Origin of the sequence: Sphaerisporangium sp. NPDC051017 (assembly GCF_040683095.1) — a bacterium.
In the GTDB taxonomy this organism is placed as follows: domain Bacteria; phylum Actinomycetota; class Actinomycetes; order Streptosporangiales; family Streptosporangiaceae; genus Sphaerisporangium.
The window spans coordinates 29,542-54,259 of the sequence record NZ_JBFBCI010000020.1; the positions used below are offsets into that span (position 1 = coordinate 29,542).

21 protein-coding genes are annotated in these 24,718 nt (G+C 73.1%); 17 read left to right on the forward strand and 4 right to left on the reverse strand.

Going from position 1 to position 24,718, the window contains the following annotated elements; all coding sequences use genetic code 11:
- Positions 1 to 158: 158 nt before the first annotated feature.
- The 3 genes from AB0M95_RS18140 to AB0M95_RS18150 are packed head-to-tail and all read right to left on the reverse strand — an operon-like array spanning position 159 to position 4,941.
- On the reverse strand, positions 159 to 2,660 hold the full coding sequence (locus AB0M95_RS18140; protein WP_363765538.1) for a DUF3488 and transglutaminase-like domain-containing protein: 2,502 nt from the start codon (positions 2,658 to 2,660) through the stop codon (positions 159 to 161).
- On the reverse strand, positions 2,657 to 3,940 hold the full coding sequence (locus AB0M95_RS18145) for a DUF58 domain-containing protein (protein WP_363765541.1): 1,284 nt from the start codon (positions 3,938 to 3,940) through the stop codon (positions 2,657 to 2,659). The genes AB0M95_RS18140 and AB0M95_RS18145 overlap by 4 nt, the downstream gene beginning before the upstream one ends.
- Positions 3,937 to 4,941: a MoxR family ATPase gene (locus tag AB0M95_RS18150; protein ID WP_363765544.1), complete on the reverse strand. Its 1,005-nt coding sequence runs from the start codon at positions 4,939 to 4,941 to the stop codon at positions 3,937 to 3,939. The genes AB0M95_RS18145 and AB0M95_RS18150 overlap by 4 nt, the downstream gene beginning before the upstream one ends.
- Positions 4,942 to 5,473: 532 nt before the next feature.
- On the opposite strand from AB0M95_RS18150, the gene mraZ reads away from it, so the two are divergent.
- The 3 genes from mraZ to AB0M95_RS18165 all read left to right on the forward strand — a co-directional run bounded on the left by mraZ (position 5,474) and on the right by AB0M95_RS18165 (position 7,685).
- Complete coding sequence (gene mraZ / locus AB0M95_RS18155) at positions 5,474 to 5,905, forward strand: division/cell wall cluster transcriptional repressor MraZ (protein ID WP_363765547.1); 432 nt, start codon at positions 5,474 to 5,476, stop codon at positions 5,903 to 5,905.
- Positions 5,906 to 6,192: 287 nt separating this feature from the next.
- On the forward strand, positions 6,193 to 7,164 hold the full coding sequence (gene rsmH, locus AB0M95_RS18160) for a 16S rRNA (cytosine(1402)-N(4))-methyltransferase RsmH (RefSeq protein WP_363765550.1): 972 nt from the start codon (positions 6,193 to 6,195) through the stop codon (positions 7,162 to 7,164).
- On the forward strand, positions 7,161 to 7,685 hold the full coding sequence (locus tag AB0M95_RS18165) for a hypothetical protein (protein ID WP_363765553.1): 525 nt from the start codon (positions 7,161 to 7,163) through the stop codon (positions 7,683 to 7,685). The genes rsmH and AB0M95_RS18165 overlap by 4 nt, the downstream gene beginning before the upstream one ends.
- Here the strand turns inward: AB0M95_RS18165 and AB0M95_RS18170 are convergent.
- Positions 7,679 to 8,113 carry a hypothetical protein gene (locus AB0M95_RS18170; protein ID WP_363765556.1) on the reverse strand — a complete coding sequence of 145 codons (435 nt, stop codon included), beginning with the start codon at positions 8,111 to 8,113 and terminating at the stop codon, positions 7,679 to 7,681. The two genes, AB0M95_RS18165 and AB0M95_RS18170, sit on opposite strands and share 7 nt — an antisense overlap.
- 237 nt (positions 8,114 to 8,350) lie before the next feature.
- On the opposite strand from AB0M95_RS18170, the gene AB0M95_RS18175 reads away from it, so the two are divergent.
- The 14 genes from AB0M95_RS18175 (at position 8,351) to AB0M95_RS18240 (ending at position 24,691) form a co-directional block, all read left to right on the forward strand.
- Positions 8,351 to 10,054 carry a penicillin-binding protein 2 gene (locus tag AB0M95_RS18175; protein ID WP_363765559.1) on the forward strand — a complete coding sequence of 568 codons (1,704 nt, stop codon included), beginning with the start codon at positions 8,351 to 8,353 and terminating at the stop codon, positions 10,052 to 10,054.
- A 37-nt stretch (positions 10,055 to 10,091) separates the two neighbouring features.
- Positions 10,092 to 11,609 carry a UDP-N-acetylmuramoyl-L-alanyl-D-glutamate--2,6-diaminopimelate ligase gene (locus AB0M95_RS18180; protein ID WP_363765737.1) on the forward strand — a complete coding sequence of 506 codons (1,518 nt, stop codon included), beginning with the start codon at positions 10,092 to 10,094 and terminating at the stop codon, positions 11,607 to 11,609.
- A 114-nt stretch (positions 11,610 to 11,723) separates the two neighbouring features.
- Entirely contained in the window at positions 11,724 to 13,130 is a 1,407-nt protein-coding gene (murF, locus tag AB0M95_RS18185) for a UDP-N-acetylmuramoyl-tripeptide--D-alanyl-D-alanine ligase (RefSeq protein ID WP_363765562.1), read from the forward strand.
- Positions 13,127 to 14,185 carry a phospho-N-acetylmuramoyl-pentapeptide-transferase gene (mraY, locus tag AB0M95_RS18190; RefSeq protein WP_363765565.1) on the forward strand — a complete coding sequence of 353 codons (1,059 nt, stop codon included), beginning with the start codon at positions 13,127 to 13,129 and terminating at the stop codon, positions 14,183 to 14,185. Before murF ends, mraY begins: the two co-directional genes overlap by 4 nt.
- 91 nt (positions 14,186 to 14,276) lie before the next feature.
- Complete coding sequence (gene murD / locus AB0M95_RS18195; protein ID WP_363765570.1) at positions 14,277 to 15,650, forward strand: UDP-N-acetylmuramoyl-L-alanine--D-glutamate ligase; 1,374 nt, start codon at positions 14,277 to 14,279, stop codon at positions 15,648 to 15,650.
- 104 nt (positions 15,651 to 15,754) lie between these two features.
- Positions 15,755 to 16,999: a putative lipid II flippase FtsW gene (ftsW, locus tag AB0M95_RS18200; RefSeq protein WP_363765740.1), complete on the forward strand. Its 1,245-nt coding sequence runs from the start codon at positions 15,755 to 15,757 to the stop codon at positions 16,997 to 16,999.
- Between the two features lie 10 nt (positions 17,000 to 17,009).
- Positions 17,010 to 18,101, forward strand: coding sequence for an undecaprenyldiphospho-muramoylpentapeptide beta-N-acetylglucosaminyltransferase (gene murG, locus AB0M95_RS18205; RefSeq protein WP_358513691.1), 1,092 nt, complete (start codon positions 17,010 to 17,012; stop codon positions 18,099 to 18,101).
- A complete protein-coding gene (gene murC, locus AB0M95_RS18210; protein ID WP_363765573.1) occupies positions 18,098 to 19,507 on the forward strand; it encodes a UDP-N-acetylmuramate--L-alanine ligase in 1,410 nt (469 codons plus the stop codon). The genes murG and murC overlap by 4 nt, the downstream gene beginning before the upstream one ends.
- Positions 19,504 to 20,175, forward strand: coding sequence for an FtsQ-type POTRA domain-containing protein (locus AB0M95_RS18215; RefSeq protein ID WP_363765576.1), 672 nt, complete (start codon positions 19,504 to 19,506; stop codon positions 20,173 to 20,175). The genes murC and AB0M95_RS18215 overlap by 4 nt, the downstream gene beginning before the upstream one ends.
- Positions 20,176 to 20,409: 234 nt before the next feature.
- Entirely contained in the window at positions 20,410 to 21,861 is a 1,452-nt protein-coding gene (gene ftsZ / locus AB0M95_RS18220) for a cell division protein FtsZ (protein ID WP_363765578.1), read from the forward strand.
- A 166-nt stretch (positions 21,862 to 22,027) separates the two neighbouring features.
- The gene (locus tag AB0M95_RS18225; protein WP_363765581.1) at positions 22,028 to 22,738 is read left to right on the forward strand and encodes a YggS family pyridoxal phosphate-dependent enzyme; all 711 of its coding nucleotides are present in this window, start codon (positions 22,028 to 22,030) and stop codon (positions 22,736 to 22,738) included.
- A gap of 104 nt (positions 22,739 to 22,842) precedes the next feature.
- The gene (sepF, locus tag AB0M95_RS18230) at positions 22,843 to 23,352 is read left to right on the forward strand and encodes a cell division protein SepF (protein ID WP_358513701.1); all 510 of its coding nucleotides are present in this window, start codon (positions 22,843 to 22,845) and stop codon (positions 23,350 to 23,352) included.
- Positions 23,353 to 23,461: 109 nt separating this feature from the next.
- The gene (locus AB0M95_RS18235) at positions 23,462 to 23,746 is read left to right on the forward strand and encodes a YggT family protein (RefSeq protein ID WP_358513703.1); all 285 of its coding nucleotides are present in this window, start codon (positions 23,462 to 23,464) and stop codon (positions 23,744 to 23,746) included.
- A gap of 48 nt (positions 23,747 to 23,794) precedes the next feature.
- Complete coding sequence (locus AB0M95_RS18240; protein WP_363765584.1) at positions 23,795 to 24,691, forward strand: DivIVA domain-containing protein; 897 nt, start codon at positions 23,795 to 23,797, stop codon at positions 24,689 to 24,691.
- Positions 24,692 to 24,718 lie beyond the last annotated feature (27 nt).

Sequence of the window (24,718 nt, forward strand, 5' to 3'; positions counted from 1 at the left end):
GACGCACGTCCCGGGACAACGGACGGCCCCGGCGGCACGACCTCTCGGCAGGACCTCACGCGCGCGGCCCGCCATACCCTGCGGCCGCGTGTGAAAAGCCCCGGACCGTGACCTCGAGAGATCACGGTCCGGGCCTCGTCACGCCCGGGACGCCGGCCTCAGCGGCGCGACCCGGTGAGCACGCGGTGCTCTTCGGCCGGCTCCGCGGGGCCCTCGGGCCGGTCGCGGCGCGGCCACAGCCGGATGTTCTCCAGCCGGTCGAACCCGTCGAGCATGCTCCCGCCCGCCCGCCGCAGCCTCAGCAGCGTCGAGGCCGGCAGCAGCGTGGCCCGCAGCCGCCTCCCCCTGGGCACCACGGCCCGCAGCGCCCGGCGCACGACCCGCAGGTCGCCCCTGAGGGACGGGATCTCGCCCGGCGTGCGCGCGTACCGTAGCCGTTCCTCGGCCGAGGCGATCCTGGTGACCGCCGCCGCGGCCTCGGCGTCCAGCTCGTGCCGTTCGACCAGCCGCCGCGCCAGCGCGCGCGGCGTCTCGCTGAGCTCGTGGCCGAGCCCGAGGTCGTGCAGCGTGTCGATCAGCTCGCGCCACGTGCCGCGCACCGCCCGCCCGAGGCGGACCGTCTCCGACTGGCCCGCGCGCGCGTCCGCGACGGGAGGCGCGCCGGCGGGCAGCGGCGCGCCGACGGGCAGCGGCGCGCCGGCCCAGAGGCGGCCGCGCCGGTGGCGCGCCACGAGGCGCCAGCCGGCGGGGATCAGCACGATGAGCAGCAGGATCAGCAGGCCGCTGCCTGTCTTGGCCGCGACGGGCAACCCGGTGTCGACGACGGCCGGGGTGTCCAGGATGTTCGCGTCGGGGTCGCGCAGGCCCCGCCTGGAGGGGTTGAGAGGGTCGGACGCGTCGGTCGAGGTGGGGTCCGGCGTCGGCCCCGCGCTCGGGCCCTGCGTGCCGGGGGCCTCCACGGGCGGGCGCGAGTAGTCCGGCACCTGCGCCGTGGCCTGGCCGAGGCCGCCCGACGGCGTGGGTTCGAAGCGCAGCCACCCCACGCCGTGGAAGTACAGCTCGGGCCAGGCGTGCAGGTCGTGCGTGCGGACCCGCCAGGCCCCGTCCAGGAACGTGCCGCCGGTGTAGCCGATCGCCACCCGGGCGGGGATGCCGAGCGTGCGCGCCATCACCGCCATGGCGGCGGCGAACTGCTCGCAGTAGCCCGTCTTGTTGGTCAGGAAGTCCAGCAGCGCCTGGCTGCCGTTGCCCTGCGTCTGCAGGCTGTAGGTGAACTGGCCCGACGAGGTGAACCAGTTCTGGAGCTTGACCGCCGCCTCGTAGGGGGTGTCGGTGTCCGAGACGAGCCGCAGGCCCATGAACCGGACCTGCGGCGGCAGGTCGGGGGGCAGCGCCAGGTAGCGCTCTCCCACCTCCGCCACGGCATTGGGGGGCACCCTGCCCAGCAGTTCGGGGGTCGGCGCGGGCTCGCGCTGCCCGACCTCGTAGGCCTGGCCGCCCGCGGTGTCGTGCGTGGAGAAGACCATGAGCGTGGTCTCGTCCGCGCGCCAGTCGCCGTCCACCCGCACCGTGTTCGCCGGGTAGGGCAGCGGGAGGAAGCTGAGGTTCTCCACCGCGTCGCTGACCCGCAGTCGCGTGGTGACCTCCTTCACCGGGACATCGGAGGACAGGCCGGGCGGCGGCGGCAGCGGGCCGTCCGCCACGCTGTTCTGCGGGCGGCCCTTCGGCTGCGACATCGTCCACCGGTCGCCGTCGAAGGTGTCCAGCGAGTACATGCGCAGGTAGCGGGGGACGTTGTCGCTGTTGGTGTAGGTCAGGACGGTGTCGTTGCCGTTGCGCGTGAGCTGGCCGCGCAGGCTCGCGATCGGGTCGGGGATCGTGATCGTGTTGCCGCCCCCGCCGTTGCCCGAGCCCACACCGAACCCGAACAGGGGGTTGGGGGCGAGGGTGGGGACCAGCGCGGGCAGCCCGACGGCCAGGGCGATCGCCGCGACGCCGATGCGCTTGCCCGACAGCGAGATCGGCGTGCTCCTGCCGGGCGCGGAGACGCCCGCCGCGCCCACGCCGCGCGTCCGGCGCACGAGGACCGCGCGCCCCCAGGTGCTGAGACGTTCGCGCCCGTCGGCCGCCAGCAGCCCGACGTACCCGAAGGCGCCCAGGATGAACGCCGGCCACCCGAGGGGGTCGGTCATCACCGCCGCCGGCACGGTGAACAGGGCCAGCAGCGGCAGCCCCGCCAGCGCGGCGCGGCGCAGGCGGACGGCCAGCAGGTCCACCAGCACGGCGATCAGGCCGACTCCGCCCGCGGTGAGCAGGGTGATGCCAGGGTTGGACGGCACCGGTGCGGCGTACCGCTGGATGTCGGCGAAGCCCTCGCCGGCCAGTGCCGCCAGCGTGACGAGCGAGTCGGTGGTCGGGACCACCCACGCCCAGGCCTGCGCGGAGGCGAACACCACGCCGAGGTACAGGCTCAGCGCGAGCAGTTGGAACGGCGGGCCGAGCCGGCGCGGTACCCCGGGGCGCGTCGTGAGGACGGAGACGACGGTGACCACGAGGACCGCCCCCATCCCCGTCCAGAACCACGCGCCCTCGCGGAACAGCGGGTAGAGGGTGAGCGCCACCGCGGCCGTGGCCAGGCCCGCCATGATCGGGAGTCTCATGCCGCGTCTCCTGACGTGATCCTGCCGTCCGCCCCGGCGAACCGGCTGTTCTGGGCGGCCTCCTGCCAGACGGCGGCCAGGGAGGTGCCCGCGGGCAGCCGCACGACCCGCCATCCCGAGCCGATGAGCACGTTCCGCGCCGGTTTCTGCGCGTCGTCCTCGCCGGTGTGGTGGGCCGGGGTCTGCTGCCAGGTGCGCACGTCCAGCATCACGGCGACGCCGGTGACGCCGCCGTGCCGCAGCCGGGCCAGCGCGCGCGCCTCCTCGGCGTCCAGCTCCCCGAGCACGGCGACGATGAGCCCGTCGCCGCCGCCCTGGCGCAGCGCCGCGACGCCCGACTCCAGCGAGCGCGCGGTGCTCTGGCGCACGACGGCGAGCGCGTCCAGCAGGCCCTGGCCCGCGCCGGCGTCGCCGAGGAGCTGGGCGCCCTGGTCGGTGACCAGCCGAAGGCCGAGTCCGTCGCGGGCGAGGTGCACCCCGATCGACGCCGCCGCCGAGACCGCGACCTCGAACGACGACCTCGGGCCCTCACCGCGGTGGGCGTGCCTGCGGGTGTCCAGCAGCAGGGCGCCCCTGCTCTGCCACTGCTGCTCCTCACGGCGCACCATCAGCTCGCCGTAGCGCGCCGTGGAGCGCCAGTGGACCCGCCGCAGGTCGTCGCCCCGGCGGTACTCGCGCGGCCCGACGTCGTCGTCCCCGGCCGCGGCCACGCTCGCCGTACGGCTGTCGCCGCCGCCGGTCCACTCGCCCGACAGGCGCACCTGGGGGAGCGGCACGACCTCCGGCACCACCATCAGGGTGTCGGTGGCCGCGAACGCGCGGGTGAGCTCGACCAGGCCGAACGGGTCGGTGATGCGCACCGACAGCGGCCCGATCGGGAACCGGCCCCGCAGGTCCGAGCGCACCTTGTAGTCGATCTCCCGGATGCCGTGCGACTCCACGCGGTCCAGCACGAACCGGGGGCGGGTGCCGACCGCGTAGGGGACGGTGTCCTCGATCAGCAGCAACCCGGTGGGCAGCCGGGTGACGTTCTCCAGCCGCAGCGTCACGGTGCTGTCGGTGCCCACAGCGACCCTCGCCGGGTACAGCCTTCTCGCGCAGCTCAGCCGGTAGCGGGTGCGCGCCACCACCATCGCCGCGAGCAGGGGCAGGGCGATGATGAGGATGCTCACCCGCAGCAGGTCGTGCTCCCCGAGCGCGACGGCGCACAGCAGCGCCGCCACGCCGGAGGCGAGGAACGAGCGGCCGCGCGAGGTGAGCGCCCTGAGGCCGGCGATCACCGCGGCGACCCCGCGCCGTCGACCCCCCTTTCCCGGCTCTCGGGCACGGGGAGGCGGCGTACGAGGTCGGCCATGACCTGCTCGGGACGCCGGCGCTGGCCCTGGGCCTCCAGGCTCGGCAGGAGGCGGTGGGCGAGCACGGGGACGGCGAGATCCTGCAGGTCGTCGGGGATGACGTAGTCGCGGCCCGACAGGGCGGCGTGCGCCCGGGCCGCGCGTACCAGGTGGAGCGTGGCGCGCGGGGAGGCGCCGAGCCGCAGGTCGGGGGACTGGCGGGTGGCGGCCACCATGTCGATGGCGTACTTCTTGATGGGCTGGGAGACGTACACGGCCCGCACCGCGTCGATCAGCGCCCGCACCTCGGCGGTCGTGGCCACGGGCTCCAGCTTGTCGAGCGGGGAGGACGCGCCGTGGACGTCCAGCATCTCCAGTTCGGCGGCGGGCTCGGGGTAGCCCATGGCGATCCGCGCCGTGAAGCGGTCGCGCTGCGCCTCGGGGAGGGGATAGGTGCCCTCCATCTCGATCGGGTTCTGCGTCGCGATGACCATGAACGGGGTGTCGAGGCGGTAGGTCGTGCCGTCGACGGTGACCTGGTGCTCCTCCATGCACTCCAGGAGGGCCGACTGCGTTTTGGGGGACGCGCGGTTGATCTCGTCGCCGACGACGATGTTGGCGAAGACGGGTCCGGGCTTGAACTCGAACTCCCGGGTCTGCTGGTTGAAGGCGCTCACGCCCGTGATGTCGCTGGGAAGCAGGTCGGGGGTGAACTGGACGCGGCGCACCGGGCAGTCGATCGACCGGGCGAGGGCCTTGGCCAGCATCGTCTTTCCCACGCCGGGCACGTCCTCGATCAGCAGGTGCCCCTCCGCCAGCAGTACGGTGAGGGTGAGGCGGACGACGTCGCGCTTGCCCTCGATCACCGACTCGATCGCCTCGCCGATCCGGTGCGCGGCCGCGACCAGACCTCCCAGCTCCTGTCCGACATCGTGGGTTATTCCCACCGGGCCTCCATGAGGGTGCGGCAGCCCACGCGGGATGGTATTGCGGGGGCTTTGCGAATCCTTCTTCATTCTGTGTACCGACACTATGATGCTGCGGGTTCCCGGGCGACTTTCCGCCATATTCCCGGACTCTTCCCGGACTCCCGGGTGAACTGCCCCAAGTGTTCTGGCCAAGGGTCGCGTTGCCGTCCCGCCGGCGTGCTGATCCCGTGACAATCGCGAGGGCGGAGGCCGCCCGGCCCCCCACTTTCCCCCACCCGTGACCGGCCCGCGCCCGGATCCCTGACAGCGACGGCGCCGGCCGTTCCGGAGCGGTGTCAAGGGGACGATTCCGACACGCCGTGCGCGCGGGCGCGGGCTCAGGGCGCTCCACTTCGCTCCACCCTCGCTGACCTGGGAAAACGTCGGCGAATCGACGTCTGGAACTTGTTTCGATCAGTTGACGGTGGGGAGAAGTGGAGTATGGTGGTGCGCAGTGGAAGGGCTGGGGCCATGGCGTCAGTCGTTCCATGTGGCACGGGAGGTGGGGCCGGTGTTCCTCGGCACTCATCACCCGCGTCTGGATGAGAAAGGACGACTGTTCCTGCCGGCGAAGTACCGTGAGGAGCTGGCGGAGGGTCTTGTGATCACCAAGGGCCAGGAGCGGTGCCTCTACGTGTTTCCCGTGGAGGAGTTCCAGCGCATCACCGAGGCGCTGCGCACCGCGCCCGTGACAGCCAAGGCCGTCCGCGATTACAGTCGCGTCTTCTTCGCCGGTGCTTCCGACGAGACGCCCGACAAACAGGGGCGGATCACCATTCCCCAGAGCCTGCGCGAGTACGCGGGCCTTCACCGGGACTGCACCGTCATCGGCGCCAACACCCGGCTGGAGATCTGGGACGCCGCGGCCTGGGAGACCTACCTGGCCGCCCAAGAGCAGGCGTTCTCCGAGCTGTCGGAGGAGGTGCTGCCAGGGGTCCTTTGACAAAGGTCGACTCGTCGGTGAAAGACGTCGTTCGGCGAGGTCTCCACCCGCTCCCGAGGCGCCGGGCCGGTCCCGGGCGCCACGGCGCGGCCGTCAGCTGATGCACCTTCCCCGGTGTCAGGTGGCGGCGCGTCGACAGGGGACGCGGATGGGGACCTGGCCGGACGAGCCGTCACCGGGGTGGGTGAGTCCATCGGCGAGACGACGGCACAAGGCCGCACATCCGCGAGCAGGGGCACGTCCACGGGGATCTCGGACACGCCCATGGCGGCAGAGGGGGTTTGATCATGCATCTCGAGAATCACGGCGAGCCGGGCGGACACGTACCGGTGATGCTCCGCCGCGTGCTCGAACTGCTGGCTCCGGCGCTGGACGCGCCCGGCGCCGTGCTGGTCGACGCCAACCTGGGCCTGGGCGGGCACGCCGAGGCCCTTCTCGCCGCGCACCCGGGCCTGCACCTGATCGGCATCGACCGCGATCCGGTCGCCATCGAGCGGTCCACCGAGCGCCTCGCGCCCTACGCCGCCCGCACCACGCTGGTACGGGCCGTCTCCGACGAGCTCGCCGAGGTGCTCGCGCGCGAGGGCCGCCCGCGGGTGAACGGGGTGCTGTTCGACCTCGGCGTCTCCTCCCCGCAACTCGACGAGGCCGGGCGCGGGTTCGCGTACTCCTACGACGCCCCGCTCGACATGCGCATGGACACCGATCAGGAGCTCACGGCGCACATCGTGGTGAACACCTACTCCGAGGGGGAGCTGACCCGCATCCTGCGGGACTACGGCGAGGAGCGCTTCGCGTCCCGCGTCGCGCGGTTCATCGCCAGGGAGCGCGCCGCCGAGCCCATCGCCTCCACCAAGCGGCTGGCCGAGATCGTCCGCGAGGCGATCCCCGCCGCGACCCGCCGCACCGGCGGCAACCCCGCGAAAAGAACGTTCCAGGCACTGCGCATCGAGGTGAACGGGGAGCTGACCGCCTTCGAGCGGGCGCTCCCGCAGGCCCTCGACGCGCTGGTGGTCGGAGGCCGGGTGGTCGTGCTGTCGTACCACTCGCTCGAGGACCGCCTGAGCAAGCACATCATCGCCGAGCGGGCCAAGGACACCAGCCCTCCGGGGCTGCCCGTCCCCCTGCCGGCCCACCAGCCGAGATTCCGCCCGGTCACCAGAGGGGCGGAGGTTCCAGACGAGGCCGAGACCGCGCGCAACCCCCGCGCGGCCTCGGCCAGATTGCGGGCCGCAGAGAGAATCCGGGAGCCGGAATGAGCATGGACAACGAGGAGTACACCGGCGGCGGCACCACGGCGACCGCGGTCGGCGACAGGCCCGTGCGCGCGCAGCGCGCCGCCCGGGGTGTGGCCGCGCCGCCGCGTCCCGCCCGCGTCCCGCGCCGGCCCGCTCCGGCGCGCCCGCGCCCCGCCACCGGTCCCGCGCCGGCCGCGGGTACCGCGCAGGCACCCGCGCGCCGTCCCGCGCGCCACGCGCCGCGCGCTCCGTTCGTGTTGCTCATCGTCGGGCTGCTGTGCGGCGGCCTGGTGTCGCTGCTGCTGCTCAACACCGTCCTCGCACAGGACTCCTTCCGCGTGAGCGACCTGCGCGACAGCACCCGCGAGCTGCACCAGCAGGCGCAGGACAAGAAGAAGCAGCTCCTGAGCGGCTCGCAGTCCGGTGAGATCGCCCGCAAGGCCCGTGAGCTTGGCCTCAAGCCGGACAATTCCGCGCCCGAGACCCTGACCGTCACCGACGGTCAGGGCGCGCCGTCGCAGGCGGGGGTCGCGGGTCAGTGAGAGAAGGCGGCGGCCGTCCCCCGGGGCCCGGCCGCGGAGGTCCCGGCGGGTCCGGAGCCGGACGCGGCGGTCGTGGTGGTTCCGGGAGCGGCCGGGGCGGTCCCGGCGGCCCGCGGCGCGGCTCGCCGGGCGGTCCCGGACGCCCCGACGACTCGGGGCGTCCCGAGGGCGACGGACGTCCAGGGCGGCCCGACGGCGACGGACGCCCGGGCGGTCAGGGACGTTCCGGGGCCTCCGGCCGTCCCGGGGAGGACGCCACCCGTAAGGAACGGCCGGGCGACGGGCGCCAGGGACGGCCCGGTGAGGGCGGGCGTCCAGCGCGGCCGGACGTCCCGGGCGACAGGCGCGCCGAGACCACCGTCCCCGCGCCGCGCCGCGTGGTCGGCAAGGGCCAGGGCCCGCGCCGCCCCCCGGGCGAGCCTCCGCACGGCCAGGACGGCGACCCCCGCCGCCGCGGGCCGGACGGCGAACCGCGCCGCAGGGGACCCGGCGGCGACGCGCCGAGGCGCGTCCCGCCAGGCGCTCGCGGTCCCGGGGGCCCGGCCAGAGGTCTCGGCGAGGGCTCGTACGGTCCGCCGAGACCTGCGCCCTGGCGTTCGTGGGCGCCGCGCCCCGTCGCGCCGCTGCGCCTCGGCAACCCGGTCCGGCGCATCAACGTCGGCCTGATGGGCATAGCGGTCGTGCTGTCGCTGTTCGCCGGGCGGCTCCTCCAGCTCCAGGGGCTCGACTCCAAGGTGTTCCAGGCCAAGGCCGCCTCGAACAGAGTGCGCGAGGAGCCGCTGCCCGCCCGCCGCGGGTCGATCACCGACATCAACGGCGACGAGCTCGCCGTCACCGTCGAGGCCCGCGAGATCGTGGCGGACCCGAGCATGGTGCCGGCCGGGCAGCGCGAGCAGGTCGCCGCCCTCCTCGCGCCCTACCTCGGCGTCCCCAAGGAGGACATCGCCGCCAAGCTCGCCCTGGCCAAGACGCAGTACGCGCTGCTCGCCCGCGACGTGTCGATCGGCGTCGCCAAGACCGTCCTGGAACTGAAGATCGGCGGCAAGAAGATCCCCGGGCTGTTCGCGAAGCCGCAGTACCAGCGGCTCTACCCCGGGAACGACCTGGCCGGCGGCGTGGTGGGCTTCGTCGGCGACGAGGGCGGCGGCCTGGCCGGCATCGAGCAGACCTACGACAAGCTGCTCGGCGGCAAGGACGGCAGCCAGACCATCGAGAAGGGCGCCGCCGGCCAGCGCATCCCCATGACCCGCACCACGCGGGAGGAGCCGGTCGCCGGGAAAGGCGTGCGGCTGACCATCGACCGCGACGTCCAGTGGGCCGCGCAGCAGGCCATCGCCCGGCAGGTCAAGGAGTCCGGGGCCCGCAGCGGCAGCGTCATCGTCATGGACGTGCCCACGGGCCAGGTGGTCGCCATGGCCAACGCCCCCGAGGTGAACCTGAACAAGTGGGAGTCCCTCCCGCCCGCCGACCTCGGCAACCGCGCGGTGTCGGAGATCTTCGAGCCGGGCAGCACCAACAAGGTCATCACGGCCGCCGCCGCCCTGGAGGCCGGCGCGGTGCGGCCCGAGACGGTGTTCGAGGTCAAGGACAAGTACCAGTGCGCCGACCGCCTGCTCAGCGACGCCCACCCGCACGGCCCCGAGCATCTGACGTTCACCGGCATCATGGCCGAGTCCAGCAACGTGGGCACCCTGATGGCCGCCGAGAAGGTCGGCGACCAGGCGCTGTACAACATGCTGAAGAGCTTCGGCTTCGGCGCCAGGACCGGCGGCGGGTTCTACGGCGAGGAGGCCGGGCTGCTGCCCAAGCGCGAGACGTGGTCGGGCAGCCAGCGCTGCACGATCGCCTTCGGCCAGGGCGTGTCGGTGACGGCCCTGCAGATGGCCAGCGTCTACCAGACGATCGCCAACGGCGGGGTGCGGATCACCCCGCAGATCGTCGCGGGCACCGTCGACGGCCACGGCCGGCTCGTGCCGGCGCCTCCCGGCAAGCGGACCCGCGTCATCAGCGCGCGCACGGCCACGGACATCTCGCGCATGCTGGAGGCCGCCGTGAACGCCGACGGCAGCACCGGGTCGCTGGCGGCCATCAAGGGATACCGCGTGGCGGGTAAAACCGGCACCGCGATGCGATACGACGAGAACTGCCGAGGGTATTGCGGTTATACCGCTACCTTTGTGGGGTTCACTCCCGCCGACGCGCCGCGTCTGGTGGCCCTGGCCGTCGTACAGGCGCCCAAGAACGGCCACTTCGGCGGGGAAATCGCCGCGCCCGTGTTCAAGGAAGTCATGACGTTCGCGTTGAAGACCCGCAAGATCCCGCCTACCGGTACGACCGCCCCGTCGGTGCGCTTGAGCACCGACGGGTGACGGGGAAGGTACGCTCACGCCCGTGCGTCCCCCGTCCATGCGACCCGCGGCCGGCCAGGTCCGCCCCCTCTCCGGGCTGGCGGCCATGCTCGGCGCGCCCGCGGCAGGCCCCCGAGCGCCGCTCGCCGCCGTCACCGGCATCACCATCGACTCCCGCCAGGTGCGGCAGGGCGACCTGTACGTCGCGATGCCCGGCGCCAGCGTGCACGGCGCCGCCTTCGCCCGCGCCGCCGCCGAGGCCGGAGGCGCCGCCGTCCTCACCGACCCGGCGGGGGAGCGCGACGCCGTCGCGTCCGGCCTGCCCGTGCTCGTGGTCCCCGACCCGCGGGCGGTGCTCGGCAGGGTCGCCGCGTGGGTGTACGAGCGCCCCTCCGAGAAGCTGCTGCTGCTCGGTGTGACCGGCACCAGCGGCAAGTCCACCACCACCTTCCTGCTGGAGGGCGGGCTCCGGGCCGCCGGGCACCGCACCGGCCTGGTCGGCGGCGTCGAGATCCACGTCGGCGACCTGTGCTTCACGCCCACGCTGACGACCCCCGAGGCCAGCGACCTGCAGGGCCTGTTCGCGCTCATGCGCGAGCAGGGCGTCACCGCGGCGGCCATGGAGGTGTCCAGCCACGCCCTGGCCCTCGGGCGGGTCGACGGCGCGCACTACGACGTCGCGCTGTTCACGAACCTCTCCCAGGACCACCTGGACTTCCACCGTGACCTCGACGACTACTTCATGACCAAGGTCCGGCTGTTCACGCCCGAGCTGGCGCGCGCCGGAGTCGTCAACATCGACGACCCGCACGGCCGCGAGCTGGTGGGGCTGTCCAAGATCCCGGTCACGACGTTCTCGGCCCAGGGCGCCCCCGAGGCCGACTGGGTGGCCCGCGACGTCCGCCTGGGCGCCGACGGCAGCACCTTCCGCGTGATCGGCCCGGGCGGCGTCGAGGCCGACGTGTCGGTGGCCCTGCCGGGCCCGTTCAACGTCGCCAACACCCTCGGCGCGCTGGTCACCCTCGTGGAGGCCGGAGTGCCCCTCCAGGTGGCCGTGCACGGCGCCGGGACGGTCACCGGGGTCCCCGGCCGCATGGAGCGCGTGCCGGGCGCGCAGGGCTTCCAGGCGATCGTCGACTACTCGCACAAGCCGGGCGCCGTCGAGTCGGTGCTCGGGGCGCTGCGCGAGGTCACCTCGGGCAGCCTGATCATCGTCCTCGGCTGCGGCGGCGACCGCGACCGCGGCAAACGCCCGATGATGGGCGAGGCCGCGGCCCGGCTGGCCGACGTGGCGATCCTGACGAGCGACAACCCTCGCTCGGAGGATCCGCTGCGCATTCTCGGCGAGATGCTGCAAGGCGTCCTGACCGTGCCCGAGCGGGACCGCGCTCATGTGATCATGGAGCCGGACCGCGCCCGCGCGATCGACCTCGCCATCGGCCGCGCGCGGCCGGGCGACGTGGTGGTCGTGGCGGGCAAGGGCCACGAGCAGGGTCAGTACGTCGCCGGCGAGGTGCTGCCGTTCGACGACAGGCAAGTGGTCGCGGAGGCGATCGGCAGACGTGAGCGAACGTGACCGGCGGTGTTGTGCGAGGCTGAGGCGCGAGGCGTCCCGGGCCCGCCGGCCGGGGCGCGACGCCGGCCCCCCGCGTAGGCACGAACAAGCTTGTATGGAGAGTAGGGATAACGAATGATCCCGTTGCCGCTGGCAAGGATCGCCGAGATGACCTCGGGTGCCCTCACGGGCATGGCCGATCCCCGCGCCGTGGTCCGCGGGCCGGTTGTGATCGACTCGCGCGGCGCCGGGCCCGGCTCGCTGTTCGCCGCAGTCAAGGGCACGAGGGCGGACGGGCACGACTACGCCGCCCAGGCCCACCGGTCCGGCGCGGTGGCCGTGCTGGCGAGCAGGCCCGTGGACGCGCCCTCGGTGATCGTCGCCGACGTCGTCGCCGCGCTGGCGCGGCTCGCGGCCGGGGTGGTCGCCGAGCTGCCGCGCGTGACCGTCATCGGGGTCACCGGGTCGGCGGGTAAGACCACCACCAAGGACCTTCTGGGCGGGCTCACCGCGCTGATCGGCCCCACGGTCGCCCCCATCGGGTCCTACAACAACGAGATCGGCCACCCGCTCACCGTCCTGCGCGCCGACGAGGACACCCGCTTCCTCGTGCTGGAGCTGAGCGCCCGCGAGATGGGCCACATCGCCTACCTGGCCGGCGTCGCCCCGCCGAAGATCGGCGTCGTGCTGAACGTCGGCAGCGCCCACCTCGGCGTGTTCGGCGGGCGCGAGCAGATCGCCAAGGCCAAGGGAGAGCTCGTCGAGGCGCTGCCCCGCGGCGGCGTCGCCGTGCTCAACGCCGACGACCCCAACGTCGCCGCCATGGCCGGGCGCACCGAGGCGCGGGTCCGCTGGTTCGGCCGCTCGGCCGAGGCCGAGGTCCGGGCCGTGGACGAGACCCTGGACGAGCGCGGCAGGGCGGGCTTCACACTCGTCACCCCCTCCGGCGGCGCCGCCGTCCGCCTGCGCCTGTACGGCGCCCACGCGGTCGAGAACGCCCTGGCCGCCGCCGCGGCGGCCTACGAGCTCGGCCTGCCCGTGGCCACCATCGCCGAGCACCTCTCGGGCGCCGAGCCGCGCAGCCGCTGGCGCATGGAGGTCACCGAGCGCCCCGACGGCGTGACCGTGATCAACGACGCCTACAACGCCAACCCCGAGTCCATGCGCGCCGCCTTCGACGCCCTCGGCAGGCTCGGCGAGAACCGCCGCCGATTCGCCGTGGTCGCCTCCCTGCGCGAGCTCGGCGAGGACGCCGACGCGCTCAACGAGGAGGTCGGCCGCGTCGCCGCCGGGGCCGGGCTCACCGGGCTGTGGGTGGTGGGGGAGCATCCCTGGCCCGTGCTGGCGGGCGCCAAGGGGGCGCCCGCCGTTCACGTCCCCGGCCCGGCCGAGGCCGCAGCCGAGCTCTCCGCACTGCTTCGGCCCGGGGACGTCGTCCTGGTCAAGGGGCCGCGCGCCGTCGGCCTTGAGCGGGTCGCCGAGACGCTGCTACGGGCCTCCGAGGCCCCCAAGGACGAGGCCGCGGGGGGTGAGGCCCGATGAGGGAGATTCTCGTCGCCGCGGGCGTGGCGCTGATCCTGTCCATGCTCGGCACCCCCCTGGCGATCAGGCTCTTCAGCCGCAGGGGCTACGGCCAGAACATCCGCGAGGAGGGCCCGTCCGGCCACCAGGAGAAGCGCGGCACCCCCACCATGGGCGGCACCGTCTTCGTGATCGCCGCGCTGATCGGCTTCGCCTGCTCCCACCTCGCCACCTTGACGCCGCCGACGGCGTCCGCGGTGCTCGTGCTCTTCCTCATGACGGGCCTGGCGACGGTCGGCTTCCTCGACGACTTCATCAAGATCTACAAGCAGCGCAGCCTCGGCCTGCGCAGCGGCGCCAAGGCCCTCGGCCAGCTCATCGTCGGCGCGGTCTTCGCCGTGCTGGTCGTCCGGTTCCCCAACGCGTACTCGATCACCCCCGCCGAGACCCGCGTGTCCTTCCTGCGCGACTTCGGGCCGTCGATCGGCATCGTGCTGTTCACGATCTGGGTCCTCATCATGATCGTGGGCTTCTCGAACGCGGTGAACCTCACCGACGGCCTCGACGGCCTCGCCAGCGGCGCGACCGGGGTGGTGCTGGCCGCGTACGTGCTGATCGGCAACTGGCAGCTGCGCAACAGCTGCCTCAACCAGCTCGGCCCGAACTGCTACTGGGTCCGCGACCCGCTGGACCTGGCGGTCGTCGCCGCGGCCGTCCTCGGCGCGCTGGTCGGCTTCCTGTGGTGGAACGCCCCGCCGGCGAAGATCTTCATGGGCGACACCGGCTCGCTCGCGCTCGGCGGCGTCCTCGCCGGGCTGGCGATCACCACGCGCACGCAGATCCTGCTGTTCATCCTCGCAGGCCTGTGCTGCATCATCACCGCCTCGGTGATCATCCAGGTGGGCTTCTTCAAGATGACCGGCAAACGCGTCTTCCGCATGGCCCCCCTCCAGCACCACTTCGAGCTGGCGGGCTGGGCCGAGACCACCATCGTCGTCCGCTTCTGGCTGATCGCCGTCCTCTGCGCCGCCGCCGGCCTCGGCCTCTTCTACGTCGAATGGATGCCGAAGGCATGACGGTGTTCGCCGCGTTCGCCGCGTTCGCCGCGTTCGCCGCGTTCGCCGCGCTGACGTCGTTCGCGCGAGCCGGGGGGACGGAGGGGAGCTGATGGCCATGGACGTCGGGAACGTTCTCGTCGCCGGCCTGGGCGTGTCCGGGGTCGCCGCGGCGCGGCGTCTCGCCCGGGACGGTCACAGGGTCGTCGTGGCCGAGGGACGGGACGGAGAGCGGCAGCGCGCCGCGGCGGCCGAACTGGCCCCCCTCGGCGTGGAGGTGCGGTTCGGCGGCGGGCTGCCACCGGAGACGTCGCTGGTCGTGACCTCCCCGGGCTGGCGCCCCGACCACCCGCTCCTGGTGGAGGCGGCGGCCAGGGGCGTCGAGGTGATCGGCGAGGTCGAGCTGGCCTGGCGGCGGCGGCCCCCGGGCGCCGCCCCGTGGCTGGCCCTGACCGGCACCAACGGCAAGACCACCGCCGTGCGCATGCTCACCGCGATGCTGGTCGCGGCCGGGCACGACGCCGTGGCCGTGGGCAACGTCGGCACGCCCATCGTCGAGGCCGTCGAGAAGCCCCACGACGTGCTGGCCGTCGAGCTGTCCAGCTTCCAGCTCCACTGGTCCTCGACCCTGGCCCCCGCCGCCGCGGCCGTCCTGAACGTCGCCGAGGACCACCTCGACTGGCACGGGTCGATGGAGGAGTACGCCCGCGCCAAGGGCCGCGTATTCGAGCGCGCCGGGGTGGTCGTCTACAACGCCGACGACCCGCTGACGGCCCGCCTGGCGGCGCCGTACGAAGGGGCCGTCGGGTTCACCCTCGACGTCCCCCCGCGCGGGTGTCTCGGCGTCGTGGAGGACCTGCTGGTGGACCGCGCCTTCGTCGGCGACCCCGCCGGCACGGCCGAGGAGCTCGCGACGCTGGCGGACGTGCGCCCGTTCGCCCCGCACAACGTCGCCAACGCCCTGGCCGCGGCGGCCCTGGCCCGCGCCCACGGGGTGCCGGCCGGAGCCGTTCGCCAGGGCCTGCTCGACCATGTTCCGGACCCGCACCGCGTCGCGCACGTCGCGCGCGTGGCCGAGGTCGACTACGTGGACGACTCCAAGGCCACCAACCCGCACGCCGCAGCCGCGTCCCTGGCCGCCTACCCCTCGATCGTCTGGGTCGCGGGCGGCCTGCTGAAGGGCGCAGACGTCGACGACCTGGTGCGGCGCGCGGCGGGACGTCTGCGCGGGGCCGTCCTCCTCGGAACCGACCGAGGGATAATTCGCGAGGCTCTGGCGCGACACGCGGCGAATGTTCCGGTCGCCGAGGTCGAGGGGCAAGACACTGGGGTCATGGACCGTGTCGTGACCGAGGCCGCCCGGCTGGCCTCCCCCGGGGACACCGTGCTGCTGGCGCCCGCCGGGGCGTCCCTGGACATGTTCGCCGACTACGGCGCCCGTGGGGAGGCGTTCGCGCGGGCCGTACGCCGCATGGCCGGCTCGTGACCACCGAGACGACGGGAACCGCCTCCGGGACGACCTCCGAGACCACCGCCGGGACCACCGCGGCGGCGGGTCCGCGCGCGCGGGTCGCGCGGGCGCACGGCCGGTTGGCGGCGCTGGGGGAGCTGCTGAACCGCCCCCTGACGTCCTACTATCTGGTGCTCGCCTGCACCGGGCTGCTGCTGGCGCTCGGCCTGATGATGGTGCTGTCGGCCTCCAGCGTCGAGGCGCTGCAGAAGACCGGCAACCCGTTCTACTGGTTCCTCAAGCAGTCGCTGTCGGTCGCGATCGGCCTGCCGGTGATGTGGGTCTGCTCGCGGCTGCCCCACCGGTTCTTCCGCCTCGCCGCCTACCCTCTCATGGCGATCTCGATCATCGGGCTCATCATGGTGATCTTCATCGGCGAGTCCGAGCTGGGCGGCCAGCGGTGGATCTACATCGGCGGGCTGACCCTCCAGCCCTCCGAGCCCGCCAAGCTCGGCCTGGTGCTGTGGGGCGCCGACCTGCTGGCCCGCAAGGCCAAGGGCGGGCTGATCGAGTGGCGCCAGCTACTGATCCCGCTCATGCCCGGCACCGCGATCCTCGCCGTGCTGGTCCTCATGGGAAGCGACCTCGGCACCACGCTGGTGCTCATGCTGGTCTTCCTGGCGCTGCTGTGGGTGGTGGGCGCGCCGCTGCGGCTGTTCGGCGGCATCATGACCGTCGCCACGCTGGCCACCGTGATCATGATCAGTGTAGAGGGTTACCGGTCCGCGCGCATCAAGGGCTGGCTGGACGTCTGGGGCAACGCCCAGACCTCGGGCTACCAGGCCGCCCAGGGGCAGATCGCCCTGGGGTCGGGCGGCTGGTTCGGCCTCGGCCTCGGCAGCGGCCGCCAGAAGTGGATGTGGGTGCCGCACGCCGAGAGCGACTTCATCTTCTCCATCATCGGCGAGGAGCTCGGCCTCATGGGCACGCTGGTCGTGGTGGCCCTGTTCGGGCTGCTCGGGTACGCGGGCCTGCGCGTGGCCTCCCGGGTGAAGGACCCGTTCATCCGCTTGGCGGCCTCCGCCGCCGTCGCCTGGATCGCCGGGCAGGCGATCGTCAACATCGGCGCGGTGATCGGCGCTTTGCCCATCACGGGCATTCCGCTGCCCCTGGTGTCGTACGGTGGTTCGGCACTGTTGCCCACGCTTGCCGCGCTTGGCATGTTGTTGTCGTTCGCCAAACGAGAACCGGGCGCGGCTGCCGCACTCGCGGCGCGTGGCCCCGGCCCGGCGGCGCGGGCTCTAAGCTGGCTTGGCCTGGGTCGCCCGGCGGCGGGGGGACGCCGTCCGGGGCGTCTCCGGCCGACATCGAGGCACGTGGAGTGAAAGGACCGACATGAGGGTGGTCCTCGCGGGCGGCGGTACCGCCGGACACATCGAACCCGCTCTGGCGCTCGCCGACGCGTTGCGCAGGTACGACCCCTCCATCGGGGTCACCTGCCTCGGCACCGAGCGCGGGCTGGAGACGAGGCTGGTCCCCGCGCGGGGGTACGAGCTGGCGCTGGTGCCCGCGGTCCCGCTGCCGCGCGCCATCACGCCGCAGCTGCTGACGGTGCCGGGAAGGCTGGCCGGGGCGATCAACGCCGCCGCCGGCATCCTGGACCGCGTCCAGGCCGACGTCCTGGTCGGTTTCGGGGGGTACGTCGCCACGCCCGCCTATCTTGGCGCCCGGCGTCGCGGCGTGCCGATCGTCGTGCACGAGGCCAACCCGCGCCCCGGGCTCGCCAACCGGCTCGGCGCCCGGCTCACCGACCACGTCTTCACGGGCCATCCCGACGCCTCGCTGCCGCACGCCGAGTACGTCGGCATCCCGCTGCGCCGCGACATCGTCGCGCTCGACCGGCTGTCCATGGGCGACAAGGCGCGGTCCTACTTCGGGCTCGAGAGCGACCGGCCGACCCTGCTGGTGTTCGGCGGCTCGCAGGGCGCCCAGGCGCTCAACGAGGCCGCCCTCGCCGCCGCCCCGGCCTTGCGCCAGGCGGGCGTCCAGGTCGTCCACGTGGTGGGCCCCAAGAACGAGATCATCGAGCAGCCCCCGCCCGGCGACCCGCAGTACGTCGTGCTGCCCTACATCGACCGCATGGACCTCGCCTACGCCGCCGCCGACTTCGTGCTGTGCCGCAGCGGCGCGATGACCTGCGCCGAGCTGACGGCCGTGGGCCTGCCCGCCGCGTTCGTCCCGCTGCCGCACGGCAACGGCGAGCAGAAGCTCAACGCCGCGCCGATCGTCGAGGCCGGGGGAGGCATCATGGTCGACAACGCCGACCTGACCACCGAGTGGATCATCCGCAACGTGCTGCCCATCCTGCGCGACCCCGAGCGGGTCGTCGCCATGTCGGCCGCGGCGTCCCGCATGGGCCGTAAGGACGCCGACACCGTGCTCGCCCAGAAGGTCCTCGCCGTCGCGGCCGCGGGAGGCCGCCGATGAGCCTGATCAAGCCGGTTCCTCCGGTCGCCGCCGAGGAGCTGGGCCGCGTCCACTTCATCGGCATCGGCGGCGCGGGCATGTCGGGCATCGCGCGCATCCTGCTCAAGCGGGGCGTGAAGGTCTCCGGCAGCGACGCGCGCAGCTCCGCGATGATCACCGAGCTGCGCGACCTCGGCGCCACCGTCCACGTCGGCCACGCCGCGTCCTACATCAAGAACGTCGACACCGTCGTGGTGTCCACCGCGATCCGCGACTCCAACCCCGAGCTCGGCGAGGCGCTGCGCCAGGGGCTGCGGGTCATCCCGAGGGCCGCGGCCCTGGCGGCGGTGATGGTCGGGCGCACCGGCATCGCGGTCGCCGGCACCCACGGCAAGACCACCACCACCTCGATGCTCACCGTCGCCCTGCAGAAGTGCGGCCGCGACCCGTCGTACTGCGTGGGCGGCCAGCTCGTGACCACCGGCCTCGGCGCCGACGAGGGCGCGGGGGACGTGTTCGTGGCCGAGGCCGACGAGAGCGACGGCTCGTTCCTGATGCTGGCGCCGGAGGTCGCGGTGGTGACCAACGTCGAGCCCGACCATCTGGACAATTACGGTGACCCGCAGGCCGTGTACGACGGCTTCGCACGCTTCGTCGAGCGCATCGACTCCACCCTGGTGCTCTGCGCCGACGACCCGGGGGCCGCGGCGCTCGTGCCGCACGCCCGCGCCCGGGGCCTTCGGGTGCGCACCTACGGCGAGTCCGAGGGCGCAGACCTGCGCGTCGAGGGCATCGTCCCCGACGGTTTCGGCGTCGCATTCCGCGTCGAGGGCAAGGGCGAGGTCAGGCTGTCGGTGCCTGGCCGCCACAACGCCCTGAACGCCACGGCCGCCCTGGCCGTGGCCGAGGAGCTCGGCGTGCCGTTCGACGAGTTCCGCGAGGGGCTCGCCGCGTTCACCGGCGCCAAGCGCCGCTTCGAGGCCAAGGGCGAGGCGGCCGGGGTCGCGGTCTTCGACAGCTACGCCCACCACCCGACCGAGCTCGCCGCCGACCTTCGCGCCGCGCGCGACGTCGTCGCGTCGTTCTCCGGGCCCTCCGGGCGGGTCATCGCGGTGTTCCAGCCGCACCTCTACTCGCGCACGCGCTTCTTCGCCGACGAGTTCGGCGCGGCGCTCGGGTTGGCCGACGAGGCCGTCGTCCTGGACGTATACGGCGCCCGCGAGGATCCGGAGCCGGGGGTGTCCGGCGCGCTGGTGGCGGGCAAGGTGCGGCTGCCGGCCGAGCGGGTGGTCTACGCGCCCGACCGCGCCGCGGTGCCAGGGCTGGTCGCCGACCGCGCGCGCCCGGGCGACGTCGTGCTCACCATGGGCGCCGGCGACGTCACCGAGCTCGGCCCCCACATCGTCGCAGAGCTCGCCGCGCGGTGAGCCGCCGGGCCTGGCGCACGGCCTTCGCCGTCCTGCTCGCGTGCGGGGTGGTGGGGGCGGCGGCGTGGCTGGTGTTCTTCTCGCCCGTCCTCGGTGTGCGCCACATCGCGGTCTCCGGCAACACGGCGGTCTCCGACGAGGAGGTTCGCCGGGCCGCCGCGGTGCCCGACCGCCTGCCGATGGCCACGGTCGACCTGGACGCGGTCCGGGGCCGGATCGCCGCGCTGCGGTGGGTCGAATCGGTGAGCGTCGAGCGCAACTGGCCGGACACGCTGGTGGTCCGGGTGGCCGAGCGCAGGCCGGTGGCGGTCGTCCTCCAGGGCGGCGCGTCGGCGGTGGTCGACCGGCACGGGGTGGTCATCGAGACCGGGCGGATCGCACCGCTCGGGCTGCCCACGCTGAGCGTCGACCGCTTCGCCGCGGACGACCCGGCCACCATGGCGGGGCTCAAGATCGTCGCCGGTCTTCCGGGCGATCTGGGGCGCATGGTCCAGACGGTCCGCGCGACATCCGCCGACGATGTTTCGCTCCGGTTGTCCGACGGCCGTACGATCATGTGGGGTGGGGCGGAGCGCACCCGCGACAAGGCGCGCATCGCGCTCACGCTGCTGCGACGCCCCGCCGACCGTTATGACGTGAGTTCTCCGGACGTCGTGACGGTGAAGTGAAATGTCCTGCCGCCGGGTGGGGACCGGCAGGAGCGAAAGGGACAGGCGGCAACACGCCGGGCGAGCTTGCGGCGCGGTGAGTTGACCCTGGGGGACGGGCAACCCTACTGTCCGTATCATTCCTCAGGTTGACATAACTCTAAATCTCAACTTGAGGGTGAGAGTTAACAAGAAGGTCCGGCACCGATTCGGGCCTCACGTAATGCAAGTAAACGAGCGGAAAGGCCCCTCGTCGTGGCAGCACCGCAGAACTACCTCGCGGTCATCAAGGTCGTCGGCATCGGCGGCGGCGGAGTGAACGCCGTGAACCGGATGATCGAGGAGGGTCTCAAGGGCGTCGAGTTCATCGCCATCAACACCGACGCCCAGGCGCTGCTGATGAGTGACGCCGACGTCAAGCTGGACGTGGGGCGCGAGCTCACCCGCGGCCTCGGCGCGGGGGCCAACCCCGAGGTCGGCCGCAAGGCCGCCGAGGACCACCGTGAGGAGATCGAGGAGGTCCTCAAGGGGGCCGACATGGTCTTCGTCACGGCGGGCGAGGGCGGCGGCACCGGCACCGGCGGCGCGCCCGTGGTGGCGAACATCGCCCGCTCCCTCGGGGCCCTCACCATCGGCGTGGTGACCCGTCCCTTCAGCTTCGAGGGACGGCGCCGGGCGATGCAGGCCGAGGCCGGCATCGAGACCCTGCGCGACGAGGTCGACACCCTGATCGTCATCCCTAACGACCGCCTGCTGTCGATCTCCGACCGCCAGGTCAGCGTGCTGGACGCGTTCAAGGCGGCCGACCAGGTCCTGCTGTCCGGTGTCCAGGGCATCACCGACCTGATCACCACCCCCGGCCTGATCAACCTGGACTTCGCGGACGTGAAGTCGGTCATGTCCGGCGCCGGTTCGGCGCTCATGGGCATCGGCCACGCCCGCGGCGACGACCGGTCGGTGGCCGCGGCCGAGATGGCCGTCTCCAGCCCCCTGCTGGAGGCCAGCATCGACGGCGCGCACGGCGTGCTGCTCTCGATCGCCGGCGGGTCCGACCTCGGCCTGTTCGAGATCAACGAGGCGGCCCAGCTCGTGTCCAACGCCGCGGCGATGGACGCCAACATCATCTTCGGCACGGTGATCGACGACGCGCTCGGCGACGAGGTCCGCGTGACGGTGATCGCCGCCGGGTTCGACGAACCGGTCCCGGAGAAGCCGGCCGCCCAGCCCATGGCCCGCACCCAGACGCCCTCGCGCCCGGCCGCGCCCGTGTCGCCCGCCCCGGCCCCGGCCGGGCGCGCCGCCACACCGCCTCCGCCGGCGCAGCGGGCCGAGCAGCCCCGGGCCGAGCGTCCCGCGCCGATCCGTCCCCTGCCGGCCGCGCACCCCGCGCCCACGTCGCACGTCCAGCCCGCGCCGGTCGCCCACCCGGCGCACCAGCAGCACCAGCCCGCCCCGGTGCCGGTCGCGCCCGTGCCCGAGCCCGCTCCGGCCCCCGAGCCCGCGCCCTCTCTGGTGACCCCGTTCGTCCGGGAGACCGTGGCCGAGGCGCAGCCGCAGGCCGAGCAGCAGGGGCCGGTGTCGATCCCGAGGCCGGCGCCCGAGTTGCCCACGCCCATCACCTCCCGCGTCTCCGAGCCCGGCCGGCGCCGTCCGGTGGTCTTCGAGGAGCAGGAGGAAGAGCTGGACGTTCCCGACTTCCTCAAGTGAACGGCGGCACGCGCCCGCCCCGTACGGGGGCGCCGGCGCGTGCCGGCCGCGCGGGCGGCGGTCGCGGGGCCGTCCGAGGGCGCCTGGGAGCGCCGCGTGCCGGGCCCGTACGCTGATCCCGACCACCTGTACGCCGCCGAAGGCCCGAAGTGACGCGGACCCCCACGTGAACGACACCCTGAAGACGCGACGCGACGAGATCGCGGCGGGCCTCGCCGAGGTCGAGCGCCGGATCACCGCCGCCTGCGAGGCGGCCGGCCGCGCTCGCCGCGAGATCACGCTCGTGGCGGTCACCAAGACCTACCCCGCCTCCGATGTGACCATTCTCACCGAGCTCGGCGTGCGCGACGTCGGCGAGAACCGCGACCAGGAGGCCGCGCCCAAGGCGGCCGAATGCTCCGGGCTGCCGCTGACCTGGCACTTCGTCGGCCAGCTTCAGACCAACAAGGCCAGGTCCGTGGTCTCCTACGCCGACGTGGTCCACTCGGTGGACCGGCCGCGCCTGGCCGAGGCGCTCTCCCGGGAGGCCGTCAGGGCCGGGCGCGAGGTGGTCTGCCTGGTCCAGGTCGCGCTCGACGACGACCCGGCCAGGGGAGGGGTCGTCTCGGCGGGCCTTCCGGCGCTGGCGGAGGCGATCGCGGAGGCGCCCGGGCTCGTCCTCGGTGGGGTCATGGCCGTCGCCCCGCTCGGCGCCGAGCCGGGCCCCGCCTTCGCGCGGCTGCGGGAGCTTTCGTCCGCCCTGAGAGGCGACCATCCGGGCGCCGCGGTCATTTCGGCCGGCATGAGCGCCGACCTGGCGGAGGCGATCGCACACGGAGCGACACACGTGCGTGTCGGTACGGCGTTGCTCGGTCGCCGGAAGCCCTTCGTCAGGTAATGTCCCCCCGAGTGGACCTTGATGTCCATCTATCCGAGCAGAGGTCGACAGCGGTGCCTTAGGTTGCTGGGTACGGCGACCATGAGCAGGAGGACGACGTAGCGATGGCCGGCGCGATGCGCAAGATGGCGGTCTACCTCGGTCTCGTGGAGGACGACCGCTACCCGGATTATGGTAACTACGCCGAGGACGACGATTATCCCGACGACTACGTCGACCGGCGGCGGGGCGACGAGCGCGGCCTTGGAACGCCCCAAGACGGCCCGGAGGAGGTCGAGGCGCCGGTCCCGGCACCCAGGGCGGGGGCCGCGGTCGCCGAGAGGCGTACGACCGATCTGGCGCGGATCACCACCCTTCACCCGCGTACGTACAACGAGGCGCGCACGATCGGCGAGCACTTCCGCGAGGGCACTCCCGTCATCATGAACTTGACCGAAATGGTCGACAGCGACGCGAAGCGGCTTGTTGATTTCGCGGCAGGTCTGGTCTTTGGCCTACATGGAAGCATTGAACGTGTTACCAACAAGGTGTTCCTGTTGTCCCCAGCCAATGTCGAGGTGACCGCCGAGGACAAGGCCCGAATCGCGGAACGCGGGTTCTTCAACCAGAGCTAGAGTTCCACCATGGACAGTTCACGGCCGTACGCGGCCAGCACGACCGGCTTGGCCCAAGAGGCCCACCCCGACCGAGGCGGGCAGTGCGGAACGGAGGCAGGGCGCGACCGTGGGAGTCGTTAAAGAGATCGTGGTCGCGGTCCTGTCGATCTATCTCGTGCTGCTCATCGGCAGAATGATCTTCGAGACGGTTCAGGCGTTCGCCCGTTCCTGGCACCCGCGCGGTGTCGTCCTGGTGCTCGCGGAGGCCATCTACACGGCCACCGATCCGCCTCTCAAGTTCCTCCGCCGTTTCATTCCGCCCCTCCGGTTGGGTACGGTGGCCTTTGACCTAAGCTTCACAGTGCTGTTCATTGTGGTCTTGGTCATGATCCAAATCGTGTCCGCGCTTTGATCGGGTACCGTCCTCCGGACAGACTCCGAGCGCGCCAAGGAGACCGAAATGCCGCTGACGCCCGCTGATGTGCGGAACAAGCAGTTCAGTACGACCCGGCTCAGGCCCGGGTACGACGAGGAGGAAGTCGACGCCTTCCTCGACGAGGTCGAGGCCGAGCTCGACCGCCTCATCCAGGAGAACGAGGAGCTTCGCGCGAAGCTCACCGAGTGCCTGCGGGGCAAGGTGCCGGGGGGCATGGGCATGAGCATGGCGCCGGCCCCCGTGGCCGAGCCGAAGCCCGAGATGATGATGCCGCCGCAGCCGGAGCCCATGAAGGCGCCCGAGCCGATCAGGCCCGAGCCGGTGCCCGTCGGCATGGGGATGCCCCCCGCCGAGGACAACATGGACACCGCGGCCCGCGTGCTCGCCCTCGCGCAGCAGACCGCCGACCAGGCCATCGCCGACGCCCGCCGCGAGGCGGACGAGACCGTCACCCGCGCCCGCCGCGAGGCCGACGAGATCCTCGGCAAGGCCCGCCGCCAGGCCGAGCAGATCATCGGCGACGCGCGCGCCCGCGCCGAGACGCTGGAGCGCGACGCCCAGGAGCGCCACCGCCAGGCCATGGGCTCGCTGGTGCAGACCCGCGACGAGCTCGAGCGCAAGGTCGACGAGCTGCGCAGCTTCGAGCGCGAGTACCGCAGCAGGCTGAAGCTCTACCTGGAGAACCAGCTCGCCGAGCTCAACGTCTCGGCCGAGGCCAGCGGCGCGTTCCCCATCGTCGGCGCGCAGGTGGGCGGCGCCCCCGCCATGTCCCCCCCGATGTCCCCCCCGATGTCCCACGCCGTCGCCCCTGGCGGCCAGCCGCAGATCCCCGGCGGCCAGAACAACCCGTTCGGCCCCGAGCCCGCACAGCACTCCGGCGCCTTCCAGGGCGTGGACGGCCCTCACAACGATCGCCGTTAAAGTAGCGGGTCAGCGTTCGCCGGCCCG

Excerpts from the sequence above, each read along its gene's own strand:
- AB0M95_RS18140 (WP_363765538.1), bottom strand. The coding sequence starts at position 2,660 with ATGAGACTCCCGATCATGGCGGGCCTGGCCACGGCCGCGGTGGCGCTC.
- rsmH (WP_363765550.1), top strand. The coding sequence starts at position 6,193 with ATGCATCTCGAGAATCACGGCGAGCCGGGCGGACACGTACCGGTGATG.
- AB0M95_RS18165 (WP_363765553.1), top strand. The coding sequence starts at position 7,161 with ATGAGCATGGACAACGAGGAGTACACCGGCGGCGGCACCACGGCGACC.
- AB0M95_RS18175 (WP_363765559.1), top strand. The coding sequence starts at position 8,351 with ATGGGCATAGCGGTCGTGCTGTCGCTGTTCGCCGGGCGGCTCCTCCAG.
- AB0M95_RS18180 (WP_363765737.1), top strand. The coding sequence starts at position 10,092 with ATGCGACCCGCGGCCGGCCAGGTCCGCCCCCTCTCCGGGCTGGCGGCC.
- murF (WP_363765562.1), top strand. The coding sequence starts at position 11,724 with ATGATCCCGTTGCCGCTGGCAAGGATCGCCGAGATGACCTCGGGTGCC.
- mraY (WP_363765565.1), top strand. The coding sequence starts at position 13,127 with ATGAGGGAGATTCTCGTCGCCGCGGGCGTGGCGCTGATCCTGTCCATG.
- murD (WP_363765570.1), top strand. The coding sequence starts at position 14,277 with ATGGCCATGGACGTCGGGAACGTTCTCGTCGCCGGCCTGGGCGTGTCC.
- murG (WP_358513691.1), top strand. The coding sequence starts at position 17,010 with ATGAGGGTGGTCCTCGCGGGCGGCGGTACCGCCGGACACATCGAACCC.
- murC (WP_363765573.1), top strand. The coding sequence starts at position 18,098 with ATGAGCCTGATCAAGCCGGTTCCTCCGGTCGCCGCCGAGGAGCTGGGC.
- sepF (WP_358513701.1), top strand. The coding sequence starts at position 22,843 with ATGGCCGGCGCGATGCGCAAGATGGCGGTCTACCTCGGTCTCGTGGAG.
- AB0M95_RS18240 (WP_363765584.1), top strand. The coding sequence starts at position 23,795 with ATGCCGCTGACGCCCGCTGATGTGCGGAACAAGCAGTTCAGTACGACC.